Here is a 23,801-nt window from a genome sequence, read left to right as displayed (position 1 = left end):
GAGATGAATTTAACAATTAAAGATATAGCTCAAATGGCTGGCGTTTCCCAAGGCACTGTTTCAAAAGTAATTAATAATTATGCAGGAGTTAGTGAGAATACAAAGAAACAGGTAATGGATGTCATTACAAAAATGGGTTATGAGCCTAACTTTTCTGCCAGAACTTTGGCAACGAAGAAATCAAATCTTATCGGTCTTATTTATGCCGGAAAAATTAATGTCGATATGACACATCCATATTTCAATGAGGTTATTTCATCATTTAAGAAAAATATTGGTTTACTTGGTTATGATATTTTGATGTTTTCCAATGAACTTTTTCAATCAGACAATGGGAGCTATTTAGCACGGTGCAAACACTTCCATTTAGATGGCTGTTTAGTCATTGCTGGGGAGGAGGTTGAAGAGGCTGTCTTTGATTTAGCAAAGGATGGTTTCCCTTGTATCGGAATTGATATTGAGTTAAAAGGTCCGAAATCCAGTTATATCATGACGGATAATATTGATTTATCAAGAAAAGTCGTTGAGTATTTGTACCTGAATTCTCTCAAGAAAATCGGTTATATTGGGGGGAAATGGGATTCAACCATATCTAATTTAAGGAATTTAGGGTTCTTTGAGGCGATGAATCAATTTGGTTTAGATGTTCGTGAAGAGTGGATTCAGCATGGTGATTTTCATGAGAAAAGCGGATATGAGGCAATGAAAAGAATCTTAGAATGCAAGGAGCTTCCTGAAGTTATTTTTGCGATATCGGACTTAATGGCTCTTGGTGCATTAAGAGCGCTGAAGGAGGAGGGACTACATGTTCCTCGCGATATTCGAATAATCGGATGTGACGATATTGTTGCCTGCCGCTATAGTGACCCAAAGCTTACTACAGTTAAACAAGATAAAGAGAAATTTGGAAAATTATCAGCTTATATGCTGAATGACTTAATAAATGGAGAGTCGCAATTAAAGCCAGTTTTCATTGACTCCGAGTTAATTATCCGTGAGTCATGCGGAACAAAGCAGTAAAGATTTCTATCCCGTTCTTAGTGGGCAGATAACCCCCCGTTGATAGAATTCCACTTTAATAGGGTTGATAGGAGGTTGTTTGGTGAATTACTATGCGGTTCTAGACGTTGGAGGTTCCTCTATTAAATATGCCCTTATGGATGAATCGGGGGAGTTTATTGAAAAATCTTCTGTTCCTACTCCGAAAGAGAGTCTTGAGTTGTTTTTGGAGCAAGTGGATTTCATTATAAATGAATGTCAAAACATGCAAGAATTAAAAGGGCTTGCGATAAGTATGCCAGGTGCCGTAAATATTGAAACAGGGTCCATTGCAGGAATAAGTGCTATTCCTTATATCCATGGACCAAATATGAAAGAACTTCTTCAACAAAGAACACATCTAACAGTTGAAATGGAAAATGATGCGAATTGTGCGGCATTAGCTGAAGGATGGATTGGTGCTGCAAAGGATGTAATGGATTATCTATGCCTTGTGATTGGCACCGGCATTGGCGGTGCAGTCGTTCTAAATAAAACAATTCGTCATGGAAGAAATCAATTTTGTGGGGAATTTGGCTATATGATCATGGAGGATTATTTAGATAGGCCTGGAGGAGAAACTTGGAGTTCGTTAGCAGCAGTTGGGGGATTAATTAACAAAGTAGCTGTGCGAAAAGGAATCGATCCCGATCATCTAAATGGCAAAAAGGTGTTCGAACTGGCTGAAAAGGGAGATAAAGAAGCAAAAGAAGAAATCGACCATTTCATGAAACGATTAGCCGTTGGGATTTATAACTTGCAGTTTATGATTGATCCAGAAAAGATTCTGATTGGCGGTGCCATTAGCAGCCGTGAAGGCTTTGTTGAACAGATAAATGAAATGCTTGATCAAATACAGCATAATCGAAAAAATTTAATGATTAACGTAGAAAGATGTCAATTCGGCAATGACTCCAATCTAATTGGCGCCTTACATCACTTCATACAAAGACAATCTGCCAATGAAAAGCGGAATCGGCTTGCCCAGGGGCGACAAGCTTAAGACAGGCCGGCATAAAGGTAGTTCTTTCACCTTTATGGCGGAATGGCTTAAGACCTCGAGCCCCTAGCCGATGGAGCTAGCCTAATGAAAAGCGGAATCGGCTTGCCCAGGGGCGACAAGCTTAAGACAGGCCGGCATAAAGGTAGTTCTTTCACCTTTTTGGTGGAATGGCTTAAGACCTCGAGCCCCTAGGCGATGGAGTAAAATCAATGGGAGGCCACTATTAATAAATAAGGGGCGTGTAAAATGTTTCATCAAACACTTCAATGTTTCCCGAAAGACTTTTTGTGGGGAGCAGCATCTGCAGCTTATCAAGTGGAGGGTGCATGGGATAAAGATGGAAAAGGGATGTCGAATTGGGATCAGTTTGTCCGAATTCCAGGAAAGACGTATAAGGGGACAACAGGGGACATCGCTGTAGATCATTATCATCGTTTTCAGGAAGATGTGGAATTGATGGCAGAAATGGGCTTAAAAGCATACCGCTTTTCTGTTGCTTGGACCCGGATTTTTCCTGAAGGACGAGGAGAAATAAATGAAAAGGGCATCAATTTTTATAATCAATTAATTAATGAATTAATAAAATATGGCATTGAACCAATCTTGACCCTCTATCATTGGGATTTGCCTCAAGCGCTACAGGAGGAATATGGGGGATGGGAATCAAGAAGAATTATTGAGGACTTTACTAATTATAGTGTTGAATTGTTTAAGCGCTTTGGTGATCGTGTGAAATATTGGGTCAGCTTAAATGAACAAAATATATTCACAAGCCACGGATATCTTCATGCCACACATCCGCCAGGAATGAAAGACGAAAAATTATTTTACCAAGTGAATCATCACGCCAATCTTGCCAATGCCCGTGTTATTAAAGAATTTCGCAAGTATGTGCCCAATGGGAAAATCGGCCCTAGCTTTGCCTATTCCCCCGCTTACGCAGCTTCATCTAATCCGGTAGATATTCTAGCAGCTGAAAATGCGGAAGAGCTAAATAATTTCTGGTGGATGGATATGTATGCATGGGGCAAATACCCGAAAATGGCTTGGGATTATTTAGAGCGAAAGGGAGTTGCACCTCTTCTTGAAGAAGGAGATTTCGAATTACTGCAAGAGGGCAAGCCAGACTTTATGGGGGTAAACTATTATCAGTCGACAACCTTTGAGAGTAATCCTTTAGAAGACGGTGTCGGGGCCGGGAAAATGAATACTACTGGTAAAAAAGGGACATCCCAAGATTCAGGAATACCAGGGTTATTTAAAACGACAGCGAATCCCAATCTGAAAAGAACGAATTGGGACTGGAATATTGACCCCCAAGGATTAAGAATTGCTTTACGCAGAATAAAAAGTCGTTATGACTTGCCGATATTGATTAGTGAAAATGGACTTGGTGAATATGATCAGGTGGAACAGGGCGGTGTCATTCACGATGATTATCGAATTGAGTATATCCGCTCTCATATTAACGCTATGCAAGAGGCTATTTCAGATGGAGTCGATCTATTTGGTTATTGTGTGTGGTCCTTTACCGACCTATTAAGCTGGTTAAATGGGTTCCAAAAACGCTACGGCTTCGTATATGTGAATCAGCATGAGGAAGGAAATCATGACCTCCGTCGAATAAAGAAGAATAGCTTCTATTGGTATAAGGATGTGATTGAGTCTAATGGAGGGAAATTATTCTAGCTAAGAACATACTAGTGACGTAGCGTTTTGATCAGGAAAGGAGGATTGGCATGGCACTTGCGAAAGTCCGTTGGGGAATGATTGGGTGTGGTGATGTAACAGAAGTGAAAAGTGGACCAGCATTTCAAAAGGTAAAAAACTCGGAGTTAGTTGCTGTTATGCGGAGAACCGGTGAGCTAGCAAAAGATTATGCAAGAAGACATATGGTGCGGAAATGGTATGATGATGCAGATGCACTTATCAATGATCCGGAAGTGGATGCGATCTATATTGCCACACCGCCTAGTTCACATAAGGAATATGCAATAAAAGCAGCAAAAGCCGGAAAACCTGTTTATGTAGAAAAACCAATGGCCCTTACTTTTGCAGAATGCAATGACATGATTGCTGCATGCAAAGCAGCTGAAGTTCCTTTATATGTTGCTTATTACCGAAGGGCACAGCCAAAGTTTATTAAAATAAAAGAGTTACTAGAAAGTAATGAGATTGGTGATGTTCGTTTCGTATCAACTACCTACTATCAAAAGGCAGCTGAAGATATTAGCAACAAACAAAATCAACCATGGAGAATTACACCTGAATTGTCAGGAGGCGGCTTATTTTTTGATTTAGGCTGTCATACAATAGATCTATTAGACTTCCTGTTAGGTCCTATAAAGGATGTGCAAGGATTCGCTTCCAATCAAGCTGGTGACTACCAGGCAGAGGATATTGTAACAGGGATCTATCAATTTGATTCTGGCGTCCATGGGGTTGGATCTTGGTGTTTTTCTGCCTTTGAATCTATCGATGTGAATGAGATTATTGGCAGTACGGGGAAAATAACTTTTTCTACTTTTGGCAGTGAGCCTGTTTTATTGACGACAGCTAGCAAAATGGAACAGTGGGAATTCCCAGCAATCGAGCATGTTCATCAACCCCTTGTTGAAAGAATTGTAACTGACTTAACAAACGGATTTAATCAGGCGCCGAGCACTGGCGTAACTGGAGCTCGGACGTCCTGGGTAATGGATAAATTAGTGGGAAACTGAGGATTTTTTTGAGAAAGGCTCTGCTATAACTGAATGTTGATTTTTCTGTGTTTGAAAATAAACGGAGAAATTCCGGTTAAATTGGGAAATACCTGTATTTCCTTAAAAATAAGGGGAGTTTTTCCGCTTATTTAATCAAATTCAATGGGTTTTGTCTGATTCAGAGCAGTTAAGCGGAAGTTTTCCGCTTATTTCTGCTTCTTAGTATGCTTTTTATGTAATAGACGGAAATTCTCCGCTTATTACTCCTCATACATACATGAAAATCATAACAGAGCTTTATGAAAAAGTACCCGTAAGCAGATCGACAACTAGTCTGCTCCACGGGTACTTTAATTGTTAGCTATTGAACGACCTTAATATAAAAATAAATATCTTGTCCGAATTTCTCCGGCTCTGCTAGGAGCTGGTAGCCATGCTTGACGGCTTCTTCAGGGACACTACGGAAGGATTGCGGACAATCCGCAATCACTTGTAGGATTTCTCCAATTTTCATTGTTTTTAGCGCATCCAGCGCATAAATAACAGGATATGGTCAAGGCTCACCGCGAATGTCTAGAGTATAGTTGACATCTATGATCTGGGACATGAATTATACCTCCTTCGTAACGTGAGAAATTCGTTCCGTCTTTTTGATTCCTGATCCATAACGGAATCGCTTTTCCCACCAATGTGAGAATAACAGCCAAGCAACCAGCATGGCCATTGTTCCAAATAAAGCGCCCATTGGGCCCCATTGTTCAATTAAGTTTACTTTTGGCCAATTTTCGACAAGGGCATTGTAAATACCGAGATGATCCCATCCATAGGCAAGCATTGTCGCGCCAATAATATTACCTGCGCCTACTACCCAGTATAATAATTGGCCTTCCATTGCTCGATACATCATTCCCGTTTCGCAGCCACCTGCAAGTACAATACCAAATCCAAAGAGAAGACCGCCAATTACCGTACTTGGAGCAGCTACTTTAATTAGGGCGACAGAGCCACTTTGAATATAGAAAAATGTTATGACAACGCTGATCATCATTCCAACCGCAATGGCTTTTGACATCACCGCACGGCCGCTGATCCATAAATCGCGAAAAGCAGAAGTGAAACAAATTTGTCCTCTTTCAATGAGTATACCAAATAAGGCTCCTGCAATACACCCAACTGCAAGAAGGGTTTTTCCTATTGCAAAAAAGTAAAAAATGATTGCTAAATATAGAATGGCAAGTATGAGACCTATAATAGGCTGAATATCTTTTTTCTTGGCATTCTTTGCTCCAGCCGGATTTAATTTGCCTTTTATCATCGTTGGCTTTCCTCGCCACCATTTCGTATTCACGACTTTGACACCGAAGAAGGTTCCGATAGCTGTGGTCACCATAAAGATCCATGCATGAAATGAAAATTGAGGTACACCAGTGAAAAAAGCGGCTAAATTACAGCCAAGAGCAAGGCGTGCACCGAACCCCGCGATAATTCCTCCGATGAATCCTTGGAATAATCTTCTCTTTTGTTTCGGTATACGGATTTTAAAGCTATTGCTTAATAGAATGGTAATCATTGCGCCTACAAGCATCCCGATGACAATCCATCCATCTGTTCGGCTAATGGGGCTGCCTTCGAGGCCAACTAGTTGGAAATATGCCCATTGCGATACATCCATCCCAAACCATTCGAGGATATGTCCACCGAACCGGGTAAATTCCCCCGTTACCGCCCAAACTGTACCTGTAATCACAAAATACATAGCGCTAATCAGACCGGCAATGCCAATAGCAATATACGGGTTCCAATATTCTTTGAAGACTTTATTATAAAGATTCATGGAATGTAACTCTCCCTTTTATAGAGACCATAGAATGAGCACGTTAGATAAAACCGTCCCTTTGAATAGTCCAAAAATAAATTGCACAGAAAAAATGCCTAGAGGTTACTAGGCACACATAATCTTTAATTTAGCTATTTTTATGTGAGAAAGCAATTCGATTTATCGATAGATTAGATAAATAATCATCGTAATTTTAAATAGATAAACCTTTATTTCTTGTTCATTTGTAAAAAAAAAGCTAGATAGGAATAGTACCCTATCTAGCTTGTATATTATTAATTTCGGATTAGATAATCGAACGCACCTAATGCTGCAGTTGCGCCTGATCCCATTGAAATAATGATTTGTTTATAAGCACTGTCCGTACAGTCACCTGCAGCAAATACGCCAGGGATGTTCGTTGCCCCACGTTTATCTACTACAATCTCACCTGTTCTCGTGCGTTCAACCGCATCACCTAACCAGTCGGTATTAGGCACAAGACCAATTTGGACGAATACACCTTCTAATTCAACATGGTGCTCTTCTTTAGTGGCACGGTCAATGTAAGTAATTCCATTTACTTTATCAGTACCTGTAATTTCTTTTGTTTGTGCATTTTTGATAACTGTTGTATTTGGAAGGCTGTTCAGGCGATCCTGCAATACAGAATCAGCTTTAAGCTCTTCGGCAAATTCAATAACAGTTACATGCTTGACGATACCTGCAAGGTCAATCGCTGCCTCAATACCAGAGTTACCTCCACCAATAACGGCAACGTGCTTCCCTTCAAATAATGGGCCATCGCAATGCGGACAGTACGCAACACCTTTGTTCTTAAATTCGGCTTCACCAGGAACACCAACATTACGCCAGCGAGCACCAGTTGAAAGGATGACAGATTTGCTCTTTAGAACAGCTCCGCTCTCTAGTTCAACTTCGATCAAGTCTTTCTTTTCTAAACGCTTCGCACGTTGTAGATTCATAATGTCAATGTCGTATTCTTTTACATGCTCTTCAAGGCTTGCCGCAAGCTTAGGGCCTTCCGTATATTTCACACTAATAAAGTTTTCAATGCCTAGTGTGTCCATAATCTGGCCGCCAAAGCGTTCCGCAACAATTCCTGTACGAATGCCTTTACGTGCTGCATAGACTGCTGCACTCGCACCAGATGGTCCGCCACCAATAACAAGAACATCAAATGGATCCTTATCAGAAAGCTCTGAAGGGTCAACTGTGCTTCCCATTTTCGCAAGAATTTCTTCTAGTGACATACGGCCACTGCCGAATTCCTCGCCATTTAATAAAACGGTTGGAACAGCCATCACTTTTTTGCTTTCTACTTCTTCTTTGAACGCTGCACCGTCAATCATTGTATGTGTAATGCCTGGGTTCAGGACACTCATTACGTTCAATGCTTGTACAACATCAGGGCAGTTATGGCAGCTTAAGCTGACATACGTTTCAAAGTGATAGTCCCCTTTAATCGCTTTGACTTGATCAATGACTTTCTGATCAACCTTAGGCGCTCTGCCGCTTACTTGCAGCAATGCTAACACGAGGGACGTGAACTCGTGACCAAGTGGAATACCAGCAAAAGTAACGCCAGTATCCTCGCCTATACGATTCACGCTAAAGCTTGGTGTTCTTTCTAAAGTCGTATTCTCAACTTTAATTTTTGATGACATGGTTGCTAGCTCATCAACTAAAACGAGCATGTCACTTGATAATTTATCTGTTCCTGCACTGACTTTAAGCAGTACATCATTTTCTAGTAATTGAAGATATTGATCAAGTTGTGCTTTAATATCAGCTTCTAGTATCATTTTTCTCTACTCCTTAGATTTTACCTACAAGATCAAGGCTTGGCTTAAGTGTTTCAGCGCCTTCTTTCCATTTTGCTGGGCAAACTTCACCAGGATTGTTACGAACATATTGTGCAGCTTTTATTTTATTAATTAATGTGCTTGCATCACGGCCAATGCCATCCGCATTGATTTCAACAGCTTGAATAATGCCATCAGGGTCAATGATGAAAGTACCACGATCAGCTTGTCCTAGTTCTTCAACTAAAACGTCAAAATTACGTGAAATAATATGTGCAGGATCACCGATCATTGTATATGTGATTTTTCCGATTGCTTCTGAAGAATCATGCCATGCTTTATGTGTGAAATGAGAATCTCTAGAAACAGAGAATACTTCCACTCCAAGCTCTTGAAGTGCTGGGTATTGATCTTGAAGATCTTCTAGTTCTGTTGGGCAAACGAATGTAAAGTCTGCAGGGTAGAAACAAACAACACTCCATTGACCTTTAAAATCAGCATCTGAAACTTCAAAGAATTCTCCGTTTCTGTATGCGTGTGCGTTAAATGGTTTAACTTCTGATCCGATAAGTGACATAATAAAATTCCTCCTAAGGTGTTTTTAGTATTATAGATAGTTTGTCCAAAAGGGATAGATAACATTCACTAACTATAATAATTTCTTATTTATACTAATTATTATATAGACTTAATTATTATTGTCAACTTAAATGCAATTATTATTATAATTAGATAGTAATTTTTAGATAGCGTGTATGGATATAAGTATTGTGGGTCAAAAAATTTATGGAATCAAGCCTTAAAAAATAAGGCTCTTTTCTAAAAGATTGTTGCTTTTGAATCAAATGTTTTACCAATTATGTGTAAAATACCAACAATGTTACGAAAACAGCCAAAAATAATGAGCTAGATCCATTGATAAAAGGAAGATATTTTATTAAGGCTATATTTTTGTAGAAAGCTAGATTCTGGTCACACAGAAGTCATATAAGTGTACTATAATAATTGTGCATTACTATTTAGCGCTTGCATTAAAATAGGATATAGAAGAAAAAATCATAGAAATGAAGGAGGAAAAGTGGCTACTAAGATCTACTACATGTATAAATTATAAATCTGGCTGTTAACAGGCGATTTTTGTACCTATGCTAGATGTAAGAGAAAAGAGTTAGATCATATATAATTTTAAAGGAGAATGACATAATGACACATGCCCATTTAGCAATAATTATCCTTACCATCATCTTATTTTGCGTCACACTCATTTTACAGAAAAAGGGCCGCAATATAACTGTATTACATATGATTTTACGTGTGTTTTATCTGTTAATCGTCTTAACAGGCGGATTATTGTTCTTTTCTGTTTTCAAAGTAACGATTCTTTATATTTTAAAAGCCTTACTTGGTGTAGCGATGGTTGCGCTGTTTGAAATGATTCTTGTAAAAAATAGAGATGGGAAAAAAGTAATCGGATTTCTATTTCTTGGTTTAATCGTTTTAATTATTACGGTGTATCTAGGCCTTGAATTACCGTTGGGCTTTTGATTATTTAATGAATGATGGGGACTGAAGTAGTCAGTCCCTATTTTTTTTCAAGAAAGTTAAGGGATAACAGTACTCCTCTTTTCGTCCAATCGACTATGTAACAGGCTGTTTTTTCAAAAAACCCCTCGTATGTCCACTATGAACATAATCTCGTAAAATAAAAAGGATGGTGGGATAAATGATTCGTATATTGGTTGTTGAAGACCACATGAATATAAGGAAACTAATGACCGCTCGATTAGAACAAGAAGGCTATGTTGTTCTTCAAGCAGAAAATGGAGAGGCAGCACTCGAAGCGCTTGATTCCCATCATGTGGATTTGATGATCTGTGATATTATGATGCCTTATATGGATGGGTATGAACTAACTAAAAGCTTGCGTGAAGCAGACTTTACGATTCCTATTCTAATGATAACGGCAAAAGAAAGCTTTGAAGATAAGGAAAAGGGATTTCTCGTAGGAACTGATGATTATCTAGTGAAACCTTTCAATATGAATGAAATGGTTCTGAGGGTTGCGGCATTATTAAGACGGGCAAAAATTTCGACTGAACGAAGACTAAATGTTGGGCATGTTGTGCTAAATTATGACACACTTACTGTCACCACAAAGAATGATGTATATGAATTGCCTAAAAAGGAATTTTACCTCCTATTTAAACTTTTAAGCTATCCGAGACAAATATTTACGCGTCAGCAATTACTTGATGAAATATGGGGGATGGACATAGAGATAGATGAGCGAACGGTTGACAGTCATATTAAGAAACTTCGAAAGAAATTTGACGAATTAGAAGAGTTTAAGATCATTACGATTCGTGGATTAGGCTATAAAGCGGAGAAATATGTATGAAGCGATTTTCTCGTTCTATTAGGGCAAAACTGACAATCTTATTTATTTCAATCTTACTTATATCCTGTCTGTCCGCTTTAGGTATAGTCATTATCGCAACCCCCAATTTAAATGAAATCATTACTTTAGAGTTAAACAGAGAGGTCATTCATCTTTTAACAGCAACGGTTATTTTATGTGCGGGGATCGGTTCTGTTCTAATGTTCATTGCAACGAAGTTCATATCCAAGCCTATTCGTCACATTAGTGATGTGACAAAGGAAGTAGCGAAAGGGAATTTCGAGGTGCACATCGATTATCAAAGGAAAGATGAAATAGGAGAACTTGCTAGTAACTTCCGTTTAATGGCAGAGGAACTAAAGAATATTGAGTATCTTCGTAAGGATTTCATGCGGAATGTATCCCATGAATTTAAAACACCGATTTCTTCTATTCAAGGATTTGTAGAAGTGATTAAGGACAGGAACTTGCCAAGTGAGAAATTTGATGAATATACGGACATTATTATTGAAGAAAGTAAAAGGCTAAATAACCTGTCAACGAATATTCTTAGACTTTCAAAATTAGACAATCAAATGATCCAAAGTAAAACGACAATCTTCTCTTTAGATGAGCAATTAAGAAGAACTATTCTACTCCTCGAAGAGCAATGGAGTAAGAAAAACCTGGCTTTAGAAATTCATCTAGAAAAGGTCAGCTATAAAGGCAATGAGGAGTTAATGCAGCAACTATGGATCAATTTAATCGGAAATGCCATCAAGTTTTCCTATGAAAAAGGAACGATATATATTTCCTTGAAAAAGGCTAACGATACATTCGTTGTGGAAATTAGAGATGAAGGAGTCGGAATTGCTGAAGAAAGTAGATCTCGTATATTTGAAAAATTCTTTCAGGGAGATCCATCTCGTTCGGAAAAAGGCAATGGACTGGGGCTCGCAATTGTTAAGAGAATTATTGAAATTTGTAACGGAACGATTCATTTTGATAGTCAAGAAGGGGTAGGCACTTGTTTTACAATTAAACTGCCTAAATGAGAATGATCTTTTCAATTGATAAAATCAAATGTAAAGGGGATCGATTATTGAATAAGTAATTCTAATAGTGTGGGGAAAGATGCATAAAAACATTCAAAATCATAGCAAAAACGCATGGTTCTGAAAAAATCCATGCGTTTCCACTTTTTTGCGGACATAGAGTACGTTATTATCATAAATTAAGCTGTATTGGAGAGTTTGCGGACACTGGGTACGCTATTTGCTTATAATTAGGTAAAAACAACACTCTTGCATATACATAACGGAACGCATGTCCGATAAAAATACGAATGCACAATTATTATTGTAAATAGCGGAACGTGTGTCCTATTAATTTGATAAAAACTGGACTGCCATTTTATCTCGTATTTTAATCAGTACTTTAATAGGGTCATATTTTAAATTTAGCTACGATTCCTTGCAATTCTTGAGCTAACTGACTTAATGACTCAGAGGAAGCTGAAATTTCCTCGATGGAGGCTAATTGTTCTTCAGATGCTGCAGCGACACTTTGTGATTTGTCAGATGCTTCTTTAGCGATATAGGTTAACTGTTCAACAGATGCTGACACTTGTTGTGTATTTGCTGAAATTTGTTCTGCGGTTCCGGCTACTTCTTGTGTTTGTGCATTTACTTTTTCTACTGCATTTGAAATTTTCCCAAACGCTTCTCCGGTTGTATTAATAACGGATTTTCCTAATGCTACTTCTTTTATATTTTCATCCATATTTTTATTCACGATATTCGTATCTACTTGAATTTCATGAATTAATTTTACGATTTGATCAGCTGAGTTTTTGGACTGCTCAGCTAATTGCCTAACTTCCTCGGCGACGACAGTAAATCCCTTTCCATGCTCTCCTGCTCGTGCTGCTTCAATTGCGGCATTTAATGCAAGTAAATTCGTTTGGTTAGCAATGCTAGTAATCACTTCAATGATTGTTCCAATTTCTAGAGAGCGTTCATTTAAATGCTGTATAGCTAAAGTTGTATTCTCTACTACTTTTTCGATCGTTTCCATTTGAAGGACAGCCTGATGAATAGACTCATTGCCTTGGGATGATAAGGATGTTGCTTCTCGAACTGAATCTCTGACACTGGAGGTGGATTCAGAAATTTTTTGAGTGCCAATTGAAATTCCTTCCATAGCTATGGCGTTTTCTTTTGAGCTCGTTACTTGAACCTCTGCACCACTTGCAACTTCCTGTATCGAGGAAGCGATATGTTCTATAGCTTGTGATGCTTGCTCGGTCGTTTCATATAGTTCTTCAGATGCAGCAGCGACCTGTTCGGCACTTGCGTTAATATTTTGAATGACTTGTCTAAGGTTAGAGGTCATCTCATTAAATGCTTGGGCTAGACTTGCAATTTCATCTTTTGTTTTCACTTGAATTTTATTCTGTGTTAAATCTCCAGCGGCGATCATTTCCGCTGTTATTGCCATCCTTTTAACGGGATTAGAGATTTGACGACTAATAATGATGGATAGAGTACCTCCGACGACAACAGCTAGAACACTTAAAATGATTAATAAATGTTGACTCTCTTTAATCACTAGAATCGTCTTTTCTCGATCCTGATTTAACATCTTCGTCTGATAATCAATTAATTCCTCTGCTGTATCTAATACACCATTAACTAATGGCGGGCCATTCTTAGAGATAACATCTACATAAGCAGAATTACTAGCATTCTTTAGTGAAATTGTTTCTTCAGCTAACTCCATATATTGCTCATTGAATTGAATAATTGTCTGGACTAATTCTTTTTCGGTAGGTTCTTCTTTTATTAATTCTGTCAGTCTTTTCTCTGTATTCTTATAATTTCTAGCTGCTTCCTCATAAGTAGTTAAGGATTCCTTATTGCCGATTAATAAATACCCACGGTTCCCTATTTGCATTTCTTTAGAAGCTGATACCATTTCGTTTATAGTGTTTATTAATTCCACTCGGGATTGGAGTATTTTCTCGTACGAATTTTTTACCATATTTATTTGGAAATATGCACCTACTGCCATAATGATCAGTAATAATAATACGGATCCAAACCCAAGGTACATTTTTTTTGCTACAGTGAACTTCATTTCTGCTTCCTTCTTCCAAAGATTTTTAATTGAATAAGTTTAGTTTTCTTTTTTAAAACATGTATTTTAATCAAATGTTAGAATGAATGGTTTACCAATTATGTCTAAAATAGTCTAAATTTAAAGCTACAAAGATAATGGTTGAGGTTTTTCTAAGAAATACCCCTGACATAGAGGAATGCCTAATTCTTTAGCAATAGACAAATCATTCTCTTGTTCAACGCCTTCAAGGACTACCTTTGCATTCGAAAATTGTGCATAATCCAGGAGTGATTCGATCATCTTTTGCTTTAATGCAGATTTGGATAGGTTGATTGAAAAGTAATGGTCTAACTTAATATAATGGGGCTCGATTTCAATGATTATATTTAAAGATGACCAACCTTTTCCTACGTCATCAATGGCGATCCAATAATTTAAACTTTTCATTAGCTGGATGTTTTCCTTGAGTAAAGGGATATTATCGACTTTTTCAGATTCAATAACTTCAAAAGTAATTCGGTTTGCTGTTTGTGGGAATTGGTTTGAGACTTTTCTAATAAAGTCAGGAAAATTCGGATGCAAAATCGTAGAAGGATAAAGATTAATAAATAAGTGATCAACTATTTTCGATTTCTTTGATGTGTAAGTAGTTAGTAGTTTTATTATTGATTTTGTTTCAAGCTCATAAAGTCGATTGACTCTTTTAGCCTCTCCAAAAATGAAATCGGGATTGCCTAGATTGGAACGTAATAGCAATTCGATCCCAACTTTTGTTTGATCAGTTGTATGAAACAATCCTTGAGCATAGTGATGGAAATTTTCTTCTTCTATTAAAGTGTCGATAACTGAATCCATAAATTTATACCTGTAAGCCCTTTCAATAAAATTTTATTCTAGAGACACAAAGAATAATGTACCATTTACATTCAAGGAAATTGGTGATTCTTGTCACATTTTGAAGTATTATGTAGAATTTCTTTTCCTTTTCTCACAGAAATGCCTCAAATAATTAATCATCTAGTTACGGCAATTAAGAGATGTTGCTTCATTTCCCTCTTGGCTGAATCTGAGTTTCCCGTCTTAAGGAACTTCTTAATTTTCTTCCAACTTTAAATAGTTTACTATTATCAGAAATTAGTAGATAATTTAACCTATAAATAATTATAATAGAGTAGATCTAGTTATTAGTTAAAAGGAATAGGTGTGGTCCATAGTGGCGCTTTGCTTTTGGAATTCTTTCGCATGAGCTGCTGCTTTTTATCAAAAATAGGGGATAAGGAAGGTTATGATGAGCAACATGCAGAAAAAGACAGACGTTATCTTAATTGGTGCTGGAGTCATGAGCGCAACTTTGGGATCTTTACTAAAAGAATTAGCACCTGAATGGGAAATCAAAGTATTTGAGAAATTAGCAAATGCCGGAGAAGAAAGTTCGAATGAATGGAATAATGCCGGGACGGGGCATGCTGCTTTATGCGAGCTTAACTATACATCTGAAAAGCCAGATGGATCGATAGATATTGGGAAAGCAATTAATATTAATGAACAATTCCAGATTTCAAGACAGTTTTGGTCACACTTAGTACAACGTAATTTGATTCGTAATCCACAGGACTTTATTATGCCTATCCCGCATATGAGCCTAGTTCAAGGGGAAGAAAATATCGTATTTTTGAAAAAAAGATTTGAAGCGCTTTCAAATAATCCGTTATTCCAAGGGATGGAATTTTCAGAGGATCCTGAAAAGCTGAAGGAATGGATTCCGCTTATTATGGAAGGCAGAACCTCTGATGAGCCGATTGCGGCTACAAAAATCGATGATGGAACAGATGTTAACTTTGGCGCTTTAACACGCCTATTATTTGACCACTTAAAGAGCAATCATGTTGAGATTCACTACAATCATAGTGTAAAGGATTTGAAACGCACAAGTGAAGGCTTATGGGAAGTGAAGGTTCATGATTTAGAGAGCGGGGAAATTGAACACCATACGGCAAAGTTTGTCTTTATAGGCTGTGGGGGTGGAAGCTTGCCATTGCTACAAAAAACGGGTATTCCTGAATCAAAGCATATTGGCGGATTCCCAGTGAGTGGGTTATTTATGGTTTGCAACAATCAAGAATTAGTCGAGCAGCATCATGGAAAGGTTTACGGGAAAGCTAAGGTTGGTGCGCCGCCGATGTCTGTTCCACATCTTGATACTCGATTTATTGATAATAAAAAGGCATTGCTATTTGGACCGTTTGCAGGCTTTACGCCTAAGTTCTTAAAAACAGGCTCAAATTTTGATTTGATCGGTTCTTTAAAACCAGATAATGTCATTACAATGCTATCGGCAGGTGTGAAGGAGATGGCATTAACTAAATACTTGATCCAACAGGTCATGCTCTCAAATGAAAAGCGACTAGAAGAATTACGTGAGTTTATCCCGACTGCAAAGCTAGAGGATTGGGATATCGTAGTAGCCGGCCAACGTGTGCAAGTCATTAAAGATACAGAAGCAGGGAAAGGTACACTTCAATTTGGGACGGAAGTAGTAAGCAGCACAGATGGATCGGTTGCTGCCTTGCTCGGTGCCTCTCCAGGTGCTTCAACTGCTGTTCATGTGATGCTTGAAGTATTAGAAAAATGTTTCCCAGAGTATATGTTTGAATGGGAAGCAAAAATTAAAGAAATGATTCCATCATTTGGTTTGTCATTACTGGATAATCCAGCACTACTCCAAGACATTCAGGCTTCAACCGCAAAGACACTTGGTTTAGGAGAGAAAGAACTCGTTTACAGTTAATGAAATAGGAGAAAAACCTTTGATCTTTAGGATTGAAGGTTTTTTTAAATTCTTTTCTAAGAGATTGTTGTTTTTGAATTCAACTTTTGCCTAACTAGGTCGGTTGATTGGAGCGGAAAGGGAGCACATGTGAGCGGAAATCAACCTTTACCAACCTTTTCTTAATAAACAACAATGTTTGAGAAAACAGCTTTTTTAAAGAGTAAGAACGTATAAATATTGGCTTTGCTCAAGCTCACCGTGTTTCGAGTCACAGTCCTTCCAGTTTGTACAGCGAGACCTTAGGCGCTTGCGCTTTTCGTATTCAATTTTTGCTTAAATGGCAATCTCACCCTATTTAAGCTATAATAATAAAGTTCTATTCACCTTTCAAATAGTAGAAAGGGGTTTTTTTATGATCAAATTACATAAGGTTAGTAAAAGTTTTTCACAGTTTCAGGCGATTAAATCGATCTCTTTAACAATTAATAAAGGGGAGATTTATGGGATTATTGGAACAAGTGGAGCAGGGAAATCAACGTTACTGCGGCTAATGAATTTATTGGAAGTCCCTAATGAAGGGGACGTAGAAGTGAATGGGCAACAGTTAACTAAGTTGACTAGTAAAAGTCTCAGACAAGCTCGCCAATCTATAGGAATGATCTTTCAGCATTTTAATTTAGTAGCGAATAAAACAGTTTACGACAATGTGGCTGTCTCACTAGAATTAGCTAAAATTCCAAAACAAGAACGTAAGAACCGCGTAATCGAATGCCTTCAATTTGTTGGATTAGAGAAGCTCTTAGATAAATATCCTGCTGAATTAAGCGGGGGACAAAAGCAGCGAGTAGCAATCGCACGGGCATTAGCGAATCGCCCAGAAGTTCTGCTATGTGATGAACCGACCTCTTCGCTTGATCCTAATACAACGGCTGAAATATTAGGTGTATTAGAAAATGTAAATAAAAGTCTCGGTGTTACGATTGTCATTGTCAGTCATGAAATGGAAGTGATTAAAAGTATATGTAATCGTGTAACAGTAATGGCTGATGGAGAAATCCATGACACTGTATGCATTGAACCTGCGGGAATTGCGAATATAAGTAACAGTCCAAATTGGTTTGTTGAACAATTAGTAAAGGGTGGTGAGTAAAGCCATGCCTGCAGTATTAGTTCAATATGAAGCCGAGATTTGGAAAGCGATCATAGAAACCTTTGCAATGGTAGGAGCATCGATAGCAGCTGCTGTATTAATCGGACTCCCAGTTGGGACACTGCTCTTTCTTTGCAGGAAAGGCAAGATACTAGAGAATCAAATGGTTTTCTCAGTATTAAATTTAGTCGTGAATATTATTCGGTCCTTTCCGTTTTTGCTATTAGTTGTATTTTTAATCCCTTTTACTAGATTAATTATTGGGACGGCAATTGGTACAGCAGCAGCAACTGTACCATTATCAATTATTGCCATTGCCCACTATTCGCGCCTAGTTGAACAATCTTTATTGGATGTGCCAAAAGGTGTAATGGAAGCGGCGATTTCAATGGGGGCATCCGTGAAGGAAGTCATTTTTAAATTTCTTTATGTAGAGGCTCGTTCGGGCCTTGTTCTTGGATTAACCACATCGATTATTAGCTTTATTTCCTATTCGACGATAATGGGAGTAGTCGGTGGCGGAGGAATAGGAGACTTTGCTATTCGTTATGGCTACCAACAATTTAAAACAGACTTAATGATCTATATGATTATCATTATGGTTATATTAGTACAGATCATTCAATTTACTGGGACAACAGTATCAAGACTAATTGATAAAAGATAAATGTGAGGAGAAAGACGAATGAAGAAATTATTAGTACTAGTCACATTGGTATTCCTATTTTTAACGGGCTGTGGCAATGGGACAGAAACAAAAGAAAATGAAGATACAAAAGCAACACCAGAAAAAGAAGAAGTTACTTTGAAAGTAGCTTCATTAATTCCCCCAATGACAGAAATTCTTGAGCTTGTGAAACCAAAACTAGCTGAAGAAGGAATAAATCTTGAAATGGTTGTATTGGGTGATAATGTCCAGCCAAATACTGCTCTAGCAGCAAAAGAAGTAGATGCAAACTTCTTCCAACACGTTCCATACATGGAGGAGTTTAATCGAAATAATGAAGCCGAGTTAGTTCCAATTGTACCTATTTATTTCGCGAACTATGGTGTGTATGCAAAGGAATTTGAGTCTATGGACGAATTACCTGAAGGGGCAGTGATTGCCATTGCTAATGATATTTCAAACATTGACCGATCATTAGCTTTACTGGCTCAGCATGGCGTGATTACTTTACAAGAAAAAACAGGACCGTATTATACAAAAGCAGATATTACTGAAAACCCTAAAAACTATAAATTTGAAGAAGTAGACTTATTAATGCTAGCAAGAATGTATGATGATGCAGATGCAGTAGTGATGACGCCTGCATACGCATCACCTCTTGGATTAACACCAAAAAGTGATGCGCTCCTTACAGAAGGAATTGAAAATGACTTTGCAATTACCCTAATCGCGCGTAAAGACAACGCGGATTGGGAACCAATTCAAAAACTAGGCGAAGTCATGACAAGCCCAGAAGTACGTAAGTTTTTAGAAGAAAATTATGATGAGACAGCAATCCCTGCTTTCTGATTGTAATTGAAGAGAGGAACCCCAAATAGATAAACACCTTTTTATGAAAAGGTGAATCTATTTGGGGTTTTGTTTGTGATAGGGGGAGAGTTTAGGGGATGTAGTTGAAGGGTTGTCTGGTAAAAGGTTTATCATCGGGTGAATGAAGGACAAAGCGGAGCAAGGGGCACGTCAAAAAGTCCTTCATCGGGTGAATGAAGGACAAAGCGGAGCAGAGGGCACGTCAAAAAGTCCTTCATCGGGTGAATGAAGGACAAAGCGGAGCAAGGGACACGTCAAAAAGTCCTTCATCGGGTGAATGAAGGACAAAGCGGAGCAAGGGGCACGTCAAAAAGTCCTTCATCGGGTGAATGAAGGACAAAGCGGAGCAGGGTGCATGTCAAAAAGTCCTTCATCGGGTGAATGAAGGACAAAGCGGAGCAAGGGGCACGTCAAAAAGTCCTTCATCGGGTGAATGAAGGACAAAGCGGAGCAAGGGGCATGTCAAAAAGTCCTTCATCGGGTGAATGAAGGACAAAGCGGAACAGGGTGCATGTCAAAAAGTACTTCATCCACTCCTTAAGATCAAAATTCAGTAAATAAAAAAATGCCCTCACATTTTGTGAAGGACATTTTTCATAATTAATATAGTCATTGCTGAATTAACTATTTTATTCGAAGGTGGCCCATTGACGAACGCCAGATTGTTTGAAGTTTTTTTGAAGGATTCGTCGAATTCTTATTTTTGATTCAATCACATGACACCATTCGTGAATCGCGTTGGTAGTGACTTTAGCAGTAGGGAAAAGAAGCTTGAATTCTTCTACATTTCGCATGACGGCTGTTTGTACGTTTTCTGCATTTCTGCATTCATTACAAATACAACTTCTCCCTTTGACGGAAATCGAAAAGGAGCTACAATTTTGACAGGTGATTCCCTTTCGTAACTGGCTTATCTCATATGAAGGCAATTGCATAAAGGGAGAATTCGCAATATGGAGTGAGATTAATTTGTCTGCTAGTAGTTGATGTTGCTTTATTTGTTTTACTGGCGTTTTACATCGTTTATTTAAAAATCGACTAATCTGGTTTGGGAATATAATTGGCATGTCTAGCGGTGCTTGGTATAAGTTAAAATCTGGATTGATAAAAACTACTGAGGCATCAATAGGGAGGTTGAATCCAAGAGTATGGAGCAGCTGGCGTAGCAAGGATTTACATCTGTTCAATTGGTGTAGTGGATTACTAATTTCAGAATGGGATTTAGTGTATAAACGATCAGAATTGTAATAGTAATCCCCTTCGAAGTTTTTCACTTCGAAAAGATAGATTTTGTCTGACACAATAAGCGTGTCGATTTGAAAAGTCGTGTTATTAGACGTTAGGAGCAGATCATTTAGGATGAAGCATTTCTCCTGATGTTGTTCTGTGAATGAATCGAACGATATTTCTCCTTCAAATCCCTTTCTAAGATAAAAAAGGTGTTTCTGATCCTTGTTTGACAATGACATACGAGTATCTAAGAAACGCAGTATTCGTAATTCTGTAGATTCAATGCGATTTTTATAGGCCATTTTCCACAACCTTTCTCATTTTACTAGTCTTCTATGTCTATTTTAATAAATTTTTAGAGGCATCGATCATAAAAGAATGACGTATTTGTTAAAAGCTAAAAGCTTTGTCCCCTTGACAAAATGATGATAAGTAGGTAAATTAATGCTTAATAAATTTTGAATATTTAAACTATATAAAATGAAATGCTGTGTTAAATGAGAACGGTGTAATTGCAGCAAAACTAGGGTGCCATCAATGAGTCAACTCATCCCTAAAGATGAGGGATGGGTTTTTCTTTTTCAAGTAGGTAGGCGATTGAATAGAAGGAGGAGATTATTGTGCGCAGTGACATGATTAAAAAGGGAATTGACCGAGCACCACATCGGAGTTTGCTTTATGCAGCAGGGGTGAAAACAAAAGACTTGGATAAACCGTTTATCGGTGTTTGTAACTCGTATATTGATATTATTCCAGGTCATGTTCATTTGAAGGAATTTGCTGAAGTAGTAAAAGATGCGATTAGAGAGGCTGGCGGTGTTCCTTTTGAGTTCAATACGATTGGTGTGGATGATGGGATTGCCATGGGTCATATTGGGATGAGGTATTCCTTGCCGAGTAGAGAACTGATTGCTGATTCGGCAGAAACAGTCATTAATGCGCACTGGTTTGATGGTGTTTTTTATATTCCTAACTGTGACAAAATTACGCCTGGGATGCTTATGGCGGCAGTAAGAACGAATGTCCCTTCCATTTTCGTATCAGGTGGGCCGATGGAAGCAGGGGTTTCTAGTAGCGGAAAGCCTCTATCATTAGTGTCCGTATTTGAAGGAGTAGGTGCCTATCAATCTGGGAAAATGTCGCAAGCGGAATTACTGGATATTGAAAATAACGCTTGCCCAACATGTGGATCTTGCTCAGGAATGTTCACCGCCAACTCAATGAATTCGCTTATGGAAATGCTTGGGGTTGCACTTCCAGGGAACGGGACGATTGTTGCGACATCGAAAGAGCGCCATCAATTAATCTATGATGCAGCACGCTATTTAGTAGAGATGGTTAAAAAGGATATTAAACCGAGAGATATTATTACGAAAGAAACGATTGATGATGCATTTGCACTTGATATGGCCATGGGGGGATCAACAAATACGGTTCTGCATACGCTAGCCATTGCCAATGAGGCTGAAATTGAATATGACTTAAACCGAATTAATGAAATAGCCGAACGGATTCCATATTTATCAAAAATAAGCCCAGCCTCTGATTATTCGATGCAAGATGTTCATTATGCGGGCGGGGTAAGTGCCATTATTAAAGAACTTTGTGAAATGGATGGCGCTGTTCATAAAGACCGAATCACAGTAACTGGAAAGTCCTTGTATGAAAATGTGATGTATGCAGAGATTCTTGATGAAGATGTGATCCGACGAAAAGAAACAGCTTATAGTCCTGTTGGAGGCTTGTCTGTCTTATTTGGAAATATTGCGCCTGAGGGCTGTGTGATTAAGGTAGGAGCAGTGGATCCATCGATTAAGACATTTAACGGGAAAGCGATTATTTTTGAATCCCAGGATGAGGCATTAGCAGGCATTGAAAGTGGTGAGGTTAAGCCTGGGCATGTAGTTGTTATTCGTTATGAAGGACCAAAGGGTGGGCCAGGGATGCCTGAAATGCTCGCACCGACTGCAGCAATTGCAGGGAGAGGACTTGAAAAGGAAGTGGCTCTGATTACAGATGGCAGATTTTCTGGCGCATCTAGAGGGATATCCATTGGTCATATTTCACCTGAAGCAGCAGAAGGCGGTCCAATCGCATTTGTCCAAAATGGGGATAGGATCTTGATTGATTTACTCGACCGTACGATTTCTGTTCTTCTATCTAATGAAGAATTACAAGAGCGTCGAGCTAATTGGCAGCAGCCAGCTCCGAAAATAAAGAAGGGATATTTAGCACGATATTCGAAGCTTGTTACATCTGCTAGCACAGGGGGAATTTTAAAAATTTAATATTCCATAAGAAATTATTATTGGTTTTGATAATTATTATTAAATTTACTTATAATAATACTCCTCATATACTGTTGCTGAGGAGGTGTTGGAAATGGAATATGTATTCATTTTCCTAATCGGTATTTGTGCGACAACAATTGGCACCATTGCTGGAAGTGGTGGATTAGTTAGTTTGCCGGCTATGCTGTTAATGGGAATACCTGTCCATTCTGCGATCGGTGCGAATAAAGTATCCAATACAATTAGTTCATTTTCTAGTTTTTTTCACCTGTATAGAAATGGAGATATTTCACTTAAGGAATCATTATGGATCATTCCAGTTAGTATAGTTGGAGGCATTAGCGGCAGTTTCATCGCATCAAGAATATCGGCAGAAAACATGTATTTAATCGCCCTTTTCCTCCTTGTTTTTGCCTTTCTTACATCATTCATTGGAAAAAAGGATTTTTCAGGTCAAGAAGGATTGGAGAGGAATAAGACAAGTGTACTAGGGTTTTATGGAATTGGTATTTATGATGGTCTTTTTGGGCCTGGTCAAGGAACATTGATGCTCTATTTACTTGGCTATTTAAACATTGCTTATATTCGTGCGGTAGGCTTCGTACGTCTTGCTACCTTTTCAAGTTGTTTTGGCGCTGCCCTAACGTATATTGCTACAGACAAAATTATTTGGTCTATAACAATCGCTTTGCTCTTCGGATCTGTTTTCGGAGCACAAATAGGTGTACGCTTAGCAAAGAAAATCAATCCGCTGCATATTAAGCCCATTCTTCGGATAATTACAATCGGATTGATTTTTCAACTGCTTATTACTATCTAAAACAATGAAAGCTGGCGAACAAGAAATACTCTCCAGCGATTAATTGGAGAATAATAAATAGGCAGTATACAATGGTTCGTTTATAAATTGGGTCCTAGAGAGGAGAGAGAGGAAATCCTAC

20 protein-coding genes are annotated in these 23,801 nt (G+C 38.3%); 13 read left to right on the top strand and 7 right to left on the bottom strand.

The features are described 5' to 3' along the window. Positions 1 to 3 precede the first annotated feature (3 nt). The 4 genes from J2Z40_RS13025 to J2Z40_RS13010 all read left to right on the top strand — a co-directional run bounded on the left by J2Z40_RS13025 (position 4) and on the right by J2Z40_RS13010 (position 4,761). Entirely contained in the window at positions 4 to 1,020 is a 1,017-nt protein-coding gene (locus tag J2Z40_RS13025; RefSeq protein WP_066398637.1) for a LacI family DNA-binding transcriptional regulator, read from the top strand. Between the two features lie 82 nt (positions 1,021 to 1,102). Next, the gene (locus tag J2Z40_RS13020) at positions 1,103 to 2,041 is read left to right on the top strand and encodes an ROK family protein (RefSeq protein WP_083953981.1); all 939 of its coding nucleotides are present in this window, start codon (positions 1,103 to 1,105) and stop codon (positions 2,039 to 2,041) included. A 246-nt stretch (positions 2,042 to 2,287) separates the two neighbouring features. Then, positions 2,288 to 3,730 (top strand): glycoside hydrolase family 1 protein, encoded by a 1,443-nt coding sequence (locus J2Z40_RS13015; protein ID WP_066398635.1) that lies wholly within the window; start codon positions 2,288 to 2,290, stop codon positions 3,728 to 3,730. Between the two features lie 50 nt (positions 3,731 to 3,780). Beyond that, positions 3,781 to 4,761, top strand: coding sequence for a Gfo/Idh/MocA family protein (locus J2Z40_RS13010; RefSeq protein ID WP_066398633.1), 981 nt, complete (start codon positions 3,781 to 3,783; stop codon positions 4,759 to 4,761). 343 nt (positions 4,762 to 5,104) lie between these two features. On the opposite strand, the gene J2Z40_RS13005 is transcribed toward J2Z40_RS13010, so the two are convergent. The 4 genes from J2Z40_RS13005 to ahpC all read right to left on the bottom strand — a co-directional run bounded on the left by J2Z40_RS13005 (position 5,105) and on the right by ahpC (position 8,962). Further along, positions 5,105 to 5,284 carry a sulfurtransferase TusA family protein gene (locus tag J2Z40_RS13005; RefSeq protein ID WP_268877052.1) on the bottom strand — a complete coding sequence of 60 codons (180 nt, stop codon included), beginning with the start codon at positions 5,282 to 5,284 and terminating at the stop codon, positions 5,105 to 5,107. A 69-nt stretch (positions 5,285 to 5,353) separates the two neighbouring features. Further along, positions 5,354 to 6,577, bottom strand: a complete 1,224-nt coding sequence (yedE, locus tag J2Z40_RS13000) for a selenium metabolism membrane protein YedE/FdhT (protein ID WP_066398630.1) — start codon at positions 6,575 to 6,577, stop codon at positions 5,354 to 5,356. 278 nt (positions 6,578 to 6,855) lie between these two features. After that, a complete protein-coding gene (gene ahpF / locus J2Z40_RS12995) occupies positions 6,856 to 8,385 on the bottom strand; it encodes an alkyl hydroperoxide reductase subunit F (RefSeq protein ID WP_066398628.1) in 1,530 nt (509 codons plus the stop codon). A gap of 13 nt (positions 8,386 to 8,398) precedes the next feature. Continuing rightward, the gene (gene ahpC, locus J2Z40_RS12990; protein WP_066398626.1) at positions 8,399 to 8,962 is read right to left on the bottom strand and encodes an alkyl hydroperoxide reductase subunit C; all 564 of its coding nucleotides are present in this window, start codon (positions 8,960 to 8,962) and stop codon (positions 8,399 to 8,401) included. Positions 8,963 to 9,588: 626 nt separating this feature from the next. Here ahpC and J2Z40_RS12985 point away from each other — a divergent pair. The 3 genes from J2Z40_RS12985 (at position 9,589) to J2Z40_RS12975 (ending at position 11,817) form a co-directional block, all read left to right on the top strand. Beyond that, positions 9,589 to 9,930, top strand: a complete 342-nt coding sequence (locus tag J2Z40_RS12985) for a DUF1516 family protein (RefSeq protein WP_066398624.1) — start codon at positions 9,589 to 9,591, stop codon at positions 9,928 to 9,930. Positions 9,931 to 10,108: 178 nt separating this feature from the next. Beyond that, positions 10,109 to 10,783, top strand: a complete 675-nt coding sequence (locus J2Z40_RS12980; RefSeq protein WP_066398623.1) for a response regulator transcription factor — start codon at positions 10,109 to 10,111, stop codon at positions 10,781 to 10,783. Continuing rightward, on the top strand, positions 10,780 to 11,817 hold the full coding sequence (locus J2Z40_RS12975) for a sensor histidine kinase (RefSeq protein WP_066398621.1): 1,038 nt from the start codon (positions 10,780 to 10,782) through the stop codon (positions 11,815 to 11,817). Before J2Z40_RS12980 ends, J2Z40_RS12975 begins: the two co-directional genes overlap by 4 nt. 391 nt (positions 11,818 to 12,208) lie before the next feature. Here the strand turns inward: J2Z40_RS12975 and J2Z40_RS12970 are convergent, their stop codons facing one another. Both J2Z40_RS12970 and J2Z40_RS12965 read right to left on the bottom strand, forming a co-directional pair. Then, positions 12,209 to 13,900, bottom strand: coding sequence for a methyl-accepting chemotaxis protein (locus J2Z40_RS12970; protein ID WP_066398618.1), 1,692 nt, complete (start codon positions 13,898 to 13,900; stop codon positions 12,209 to 12,211). Between the two features lie 126 nt (positions 13,901 to 14,026). Further along, positions 14,027 to 14,737: an EAL domain-containing protein gene (locus tag J2Z40_RS12965; protein WP_066398615.1), complete on the bottom strand. Its 711-nt coding sequence runs from the start codon at positions 14,735 to 14,737 to the stop codon at positions 14,027 to 14,029. A 433-nt stretch (positions 14,738 to 15,170) separates the two neighbouring features. On the opposite strand from J2Z40_RS12965, the gene J2Z40_RS12960 reads away from it, so the two are divergent. The 4 genes from J2Z40_RS12960 to J2Z40_RS12945 all read left to right on the top strand — a co-directional run bounded on the left by J2Z40_RS12960 (position 15,171) and on the right by J2Z40_RS12945 (position 19,318). Further along, the gene (locus tag J2Z40_RS12960; protein WP_066398613.1) at positions 15,171 to 16,670 is read left to right on the top strand and encodes a malate:quinone oxidoreductase; all 1,500 of its coding nucleotides are present in this window, start codon (positions 15,171 to 15,173) and stop codon (positions 16,668 to 16,670) included. A 394-nt stretch (positions 16,671 to 17,064) separates the two neighbouring features. After that, positions 17,065 to 17,802 carry a methionine ABC transporter ATP-binding protein gene (locus J2Z40_RS12955; protein ID WP_066398611.1) on the top strand — a complete coding sequence of 246 codons (738 nt, stop codon included), beginning with the start codon at positions 17,065 to 17,067 and terminating at the stop codon, positions 17,800 to 17,802. 4 nt (positions 17,803 to 17,806) lie between these two features. Continuing rightward, complete coding sequence (locus tag J2Z40_RS12950) at positions 17,807 to 18,469, top strand: methionine ABC transporter permease (protein WP_066398609.1); 663 nt, start codon at positions 17,807 to 17,809, stop codon at positions 18,467 to 18,469. 18 nt (positions 18,470 to 18,487) lie between these two features. Beyond that, positions 18,488 to 19,318, top strand: coding sequence for a MetQ/NlpA family ABC transporter substrate-binding protein (locus J2Z40_RS12945; RefSeq protein WP_066398606.1), 831 nt, complete (start codon positions 18,488 to 18,490; stop codon positions 19,316 to 19,318). Positions 19,319 to 19,968: 650 nt separating this feature from the next. On the opposite strand, the gene J2Z40_RS12940 is transcribed toward J2Z40_RS12945, so the two are convergent. After that, positions 19,969 to 20,871 (bottom strand): nuclease-related domain-containing protein, encoded by a 903-nt coding sequence (locus J2Z40_RS12940; protein WP_066398602.1) that lies wholly within the window; start codon positions 20,869 to 20,871, stop codon positions 19,969 to 19,971. 318 nt (positions 20,872 to 21,189) lie between these two features. On the opposite strand from J2Z40_RS12940, the gene ilvD reads away from it, so the two are divergent. Together ilvD and J2Z40_RS12930 are read left to right on the top strand one after the other, a co-directional pair. Further along, complete coding sequence (ilvD, locus tag J2Z40_RS12935; RefSeq protein WP_066398593.1) at positions 21,190 to 22,857, top strand: dihydroxy-acid dehydratase; 1,668 nt, start codon at positions 21,190 to 21,192, stop codon at positions 22,855 to 22,857. A gap of 94 nt (positions 22,858 to 22,951) precedes the next feature. Continuing rightward, the gene (locus tag J2Z40_RS12930) at positions 22,952 to 23,680 is read left to right on the top strand and encodes a sulfite exporter TauE/SafE family protein (protein ID WP_066398590.1); all 729 of its coding nucleotides are present in this window, start codon (positions 22,952 to 22,954) and stop codon (positions 23,678 to 23,680) included. The last annotated feature ends 121 nt before the right edge of the window (positions 23,681 to 23,801 follow it).

This window comes from Cytobacillus eiseniae (assembly GCF_017874625.1).
Taxonomy (GTDB): Bacteria; Bacillota; Bacilli; order Bacillales; family Cytobacillaceae; genus Cytobacillus; species Cytobacillus eiseniae.
The sequence above is the reverse complement of the archived record's forward strand: the minus strand, read 5'-3'. Positions and strand labels throughout refer to the sequence as shown.

Coding starts and splice junctions, on each gene's coding strand:
- J2Z40_RS13025 (WP_066398637.1), top strand. CDS start 4: ATGAATTTAACAATTAAAGATATAGCTCAAATGGCTGGCGTTTCCCAA.
- J2Z40_RS13015 (WP_066398635.1), top strand. CDS start 2,288: ATGTTTCATCAAACACTTCAATGTTTCCCGAAAGACTTTTTGTGGGGA.
- J2Z40_RS13010 (WP_066398633.1), top strand. CDS start 3,781: ATGGCACTTGCGAAAGTCCGTTGGGGAATGATTGGGTGTGGTGATGTA.
- yedE (WP_066398630.1), bottom strand. CDS start 6,577: ATGAATCTTTATAATAAAGTCTTCAAAGAATATTGGAACCCGTATATT.
- ahpF (WP_066398628.1), bottom strand. CDS start 8,385: ATGATACTAGAAGCTGATATTAAAGCACAACTTGATCAATATCTTCAA.
- ahpC (WP_066398626.1), bottom strand. CDS start 8,962: ATGTCACTTATCGGATCAGAAGTTAAACCATTTAACGCACACGCATAC.
- J2Z40_RS12985 (WP_066398624.1), top strand. CDS start 9,589: ATGACACATGCCCATTTAGCAATAATTATCCTTACCATCATCTTATTT.
- J2Z40_RS12980 (WP_066398623.1), top strand. CDS start 10,109: ATGATTCGTATATTGGTTGTTGAAGACCACATGAATATAAGGAAACTA.
- J2Z40_RS12975 (WP_066398621.1), top strand. CDS start 10,780: ATGAAGCGATTTTCTCGTTCTATTAGGGCAAAACTGACAATCTTATTT.
- J2Z40_RS12970 (WP_066398618.1), bottom strand. CDS start 13,900: ATGAAGTTCACTGTAGCAAAAAAAATGTACCTTGGGTTTGGATCCGTA.
- J2Z40_RS12965 (WP_066398615.1), bottom strand. CDS start 14,737: ATGGATTCAGTTATCGACACTTTAATAGAAGAAGAAAATTTCCATCAC.
- J2Z40_RS12960 (WP_066398613.1), top strand. CDS start 15,171: ATGAGCAACATGCAGAAAAAGACAGACGTTATCTTAATTGGTGCTGGA.
- J2Z40_RS12955 (WP_066398611.1), top strand. CDS start 17,065: ATGATCAAATTACATAAGGTTAGTAAAAGTTTTTCACAGTTTCAGGCG.
- J2Z40_RS12950 (WP_066398609.1), top strand. CDS start 17,807: ATGCCTGCAGTATTAGTTCAATATGAAGCCGAGATTTGGAAAGCGATC.
- J2Z40_RS12945 (WP_066398606.1), top strand. CDS start 18,488: ATGAAGAAATTATTAGTACTAGTCACATTGGTATTCCTATTTTTAACG.
- J2Z40_RS12940 (WP_066398602.1), bottom strand. CDS start 20,871: ATGGCCTATAAAAATCGCATTGAATCTACAGAATTACGAATACTGCGT.
- J2Z40_RS12930 (WP_066398590.1), top strand. CDS start 22,952: ATGGAATATGTATTCATTTTCCTAATCGGTATTTGTGCGACAACAATT.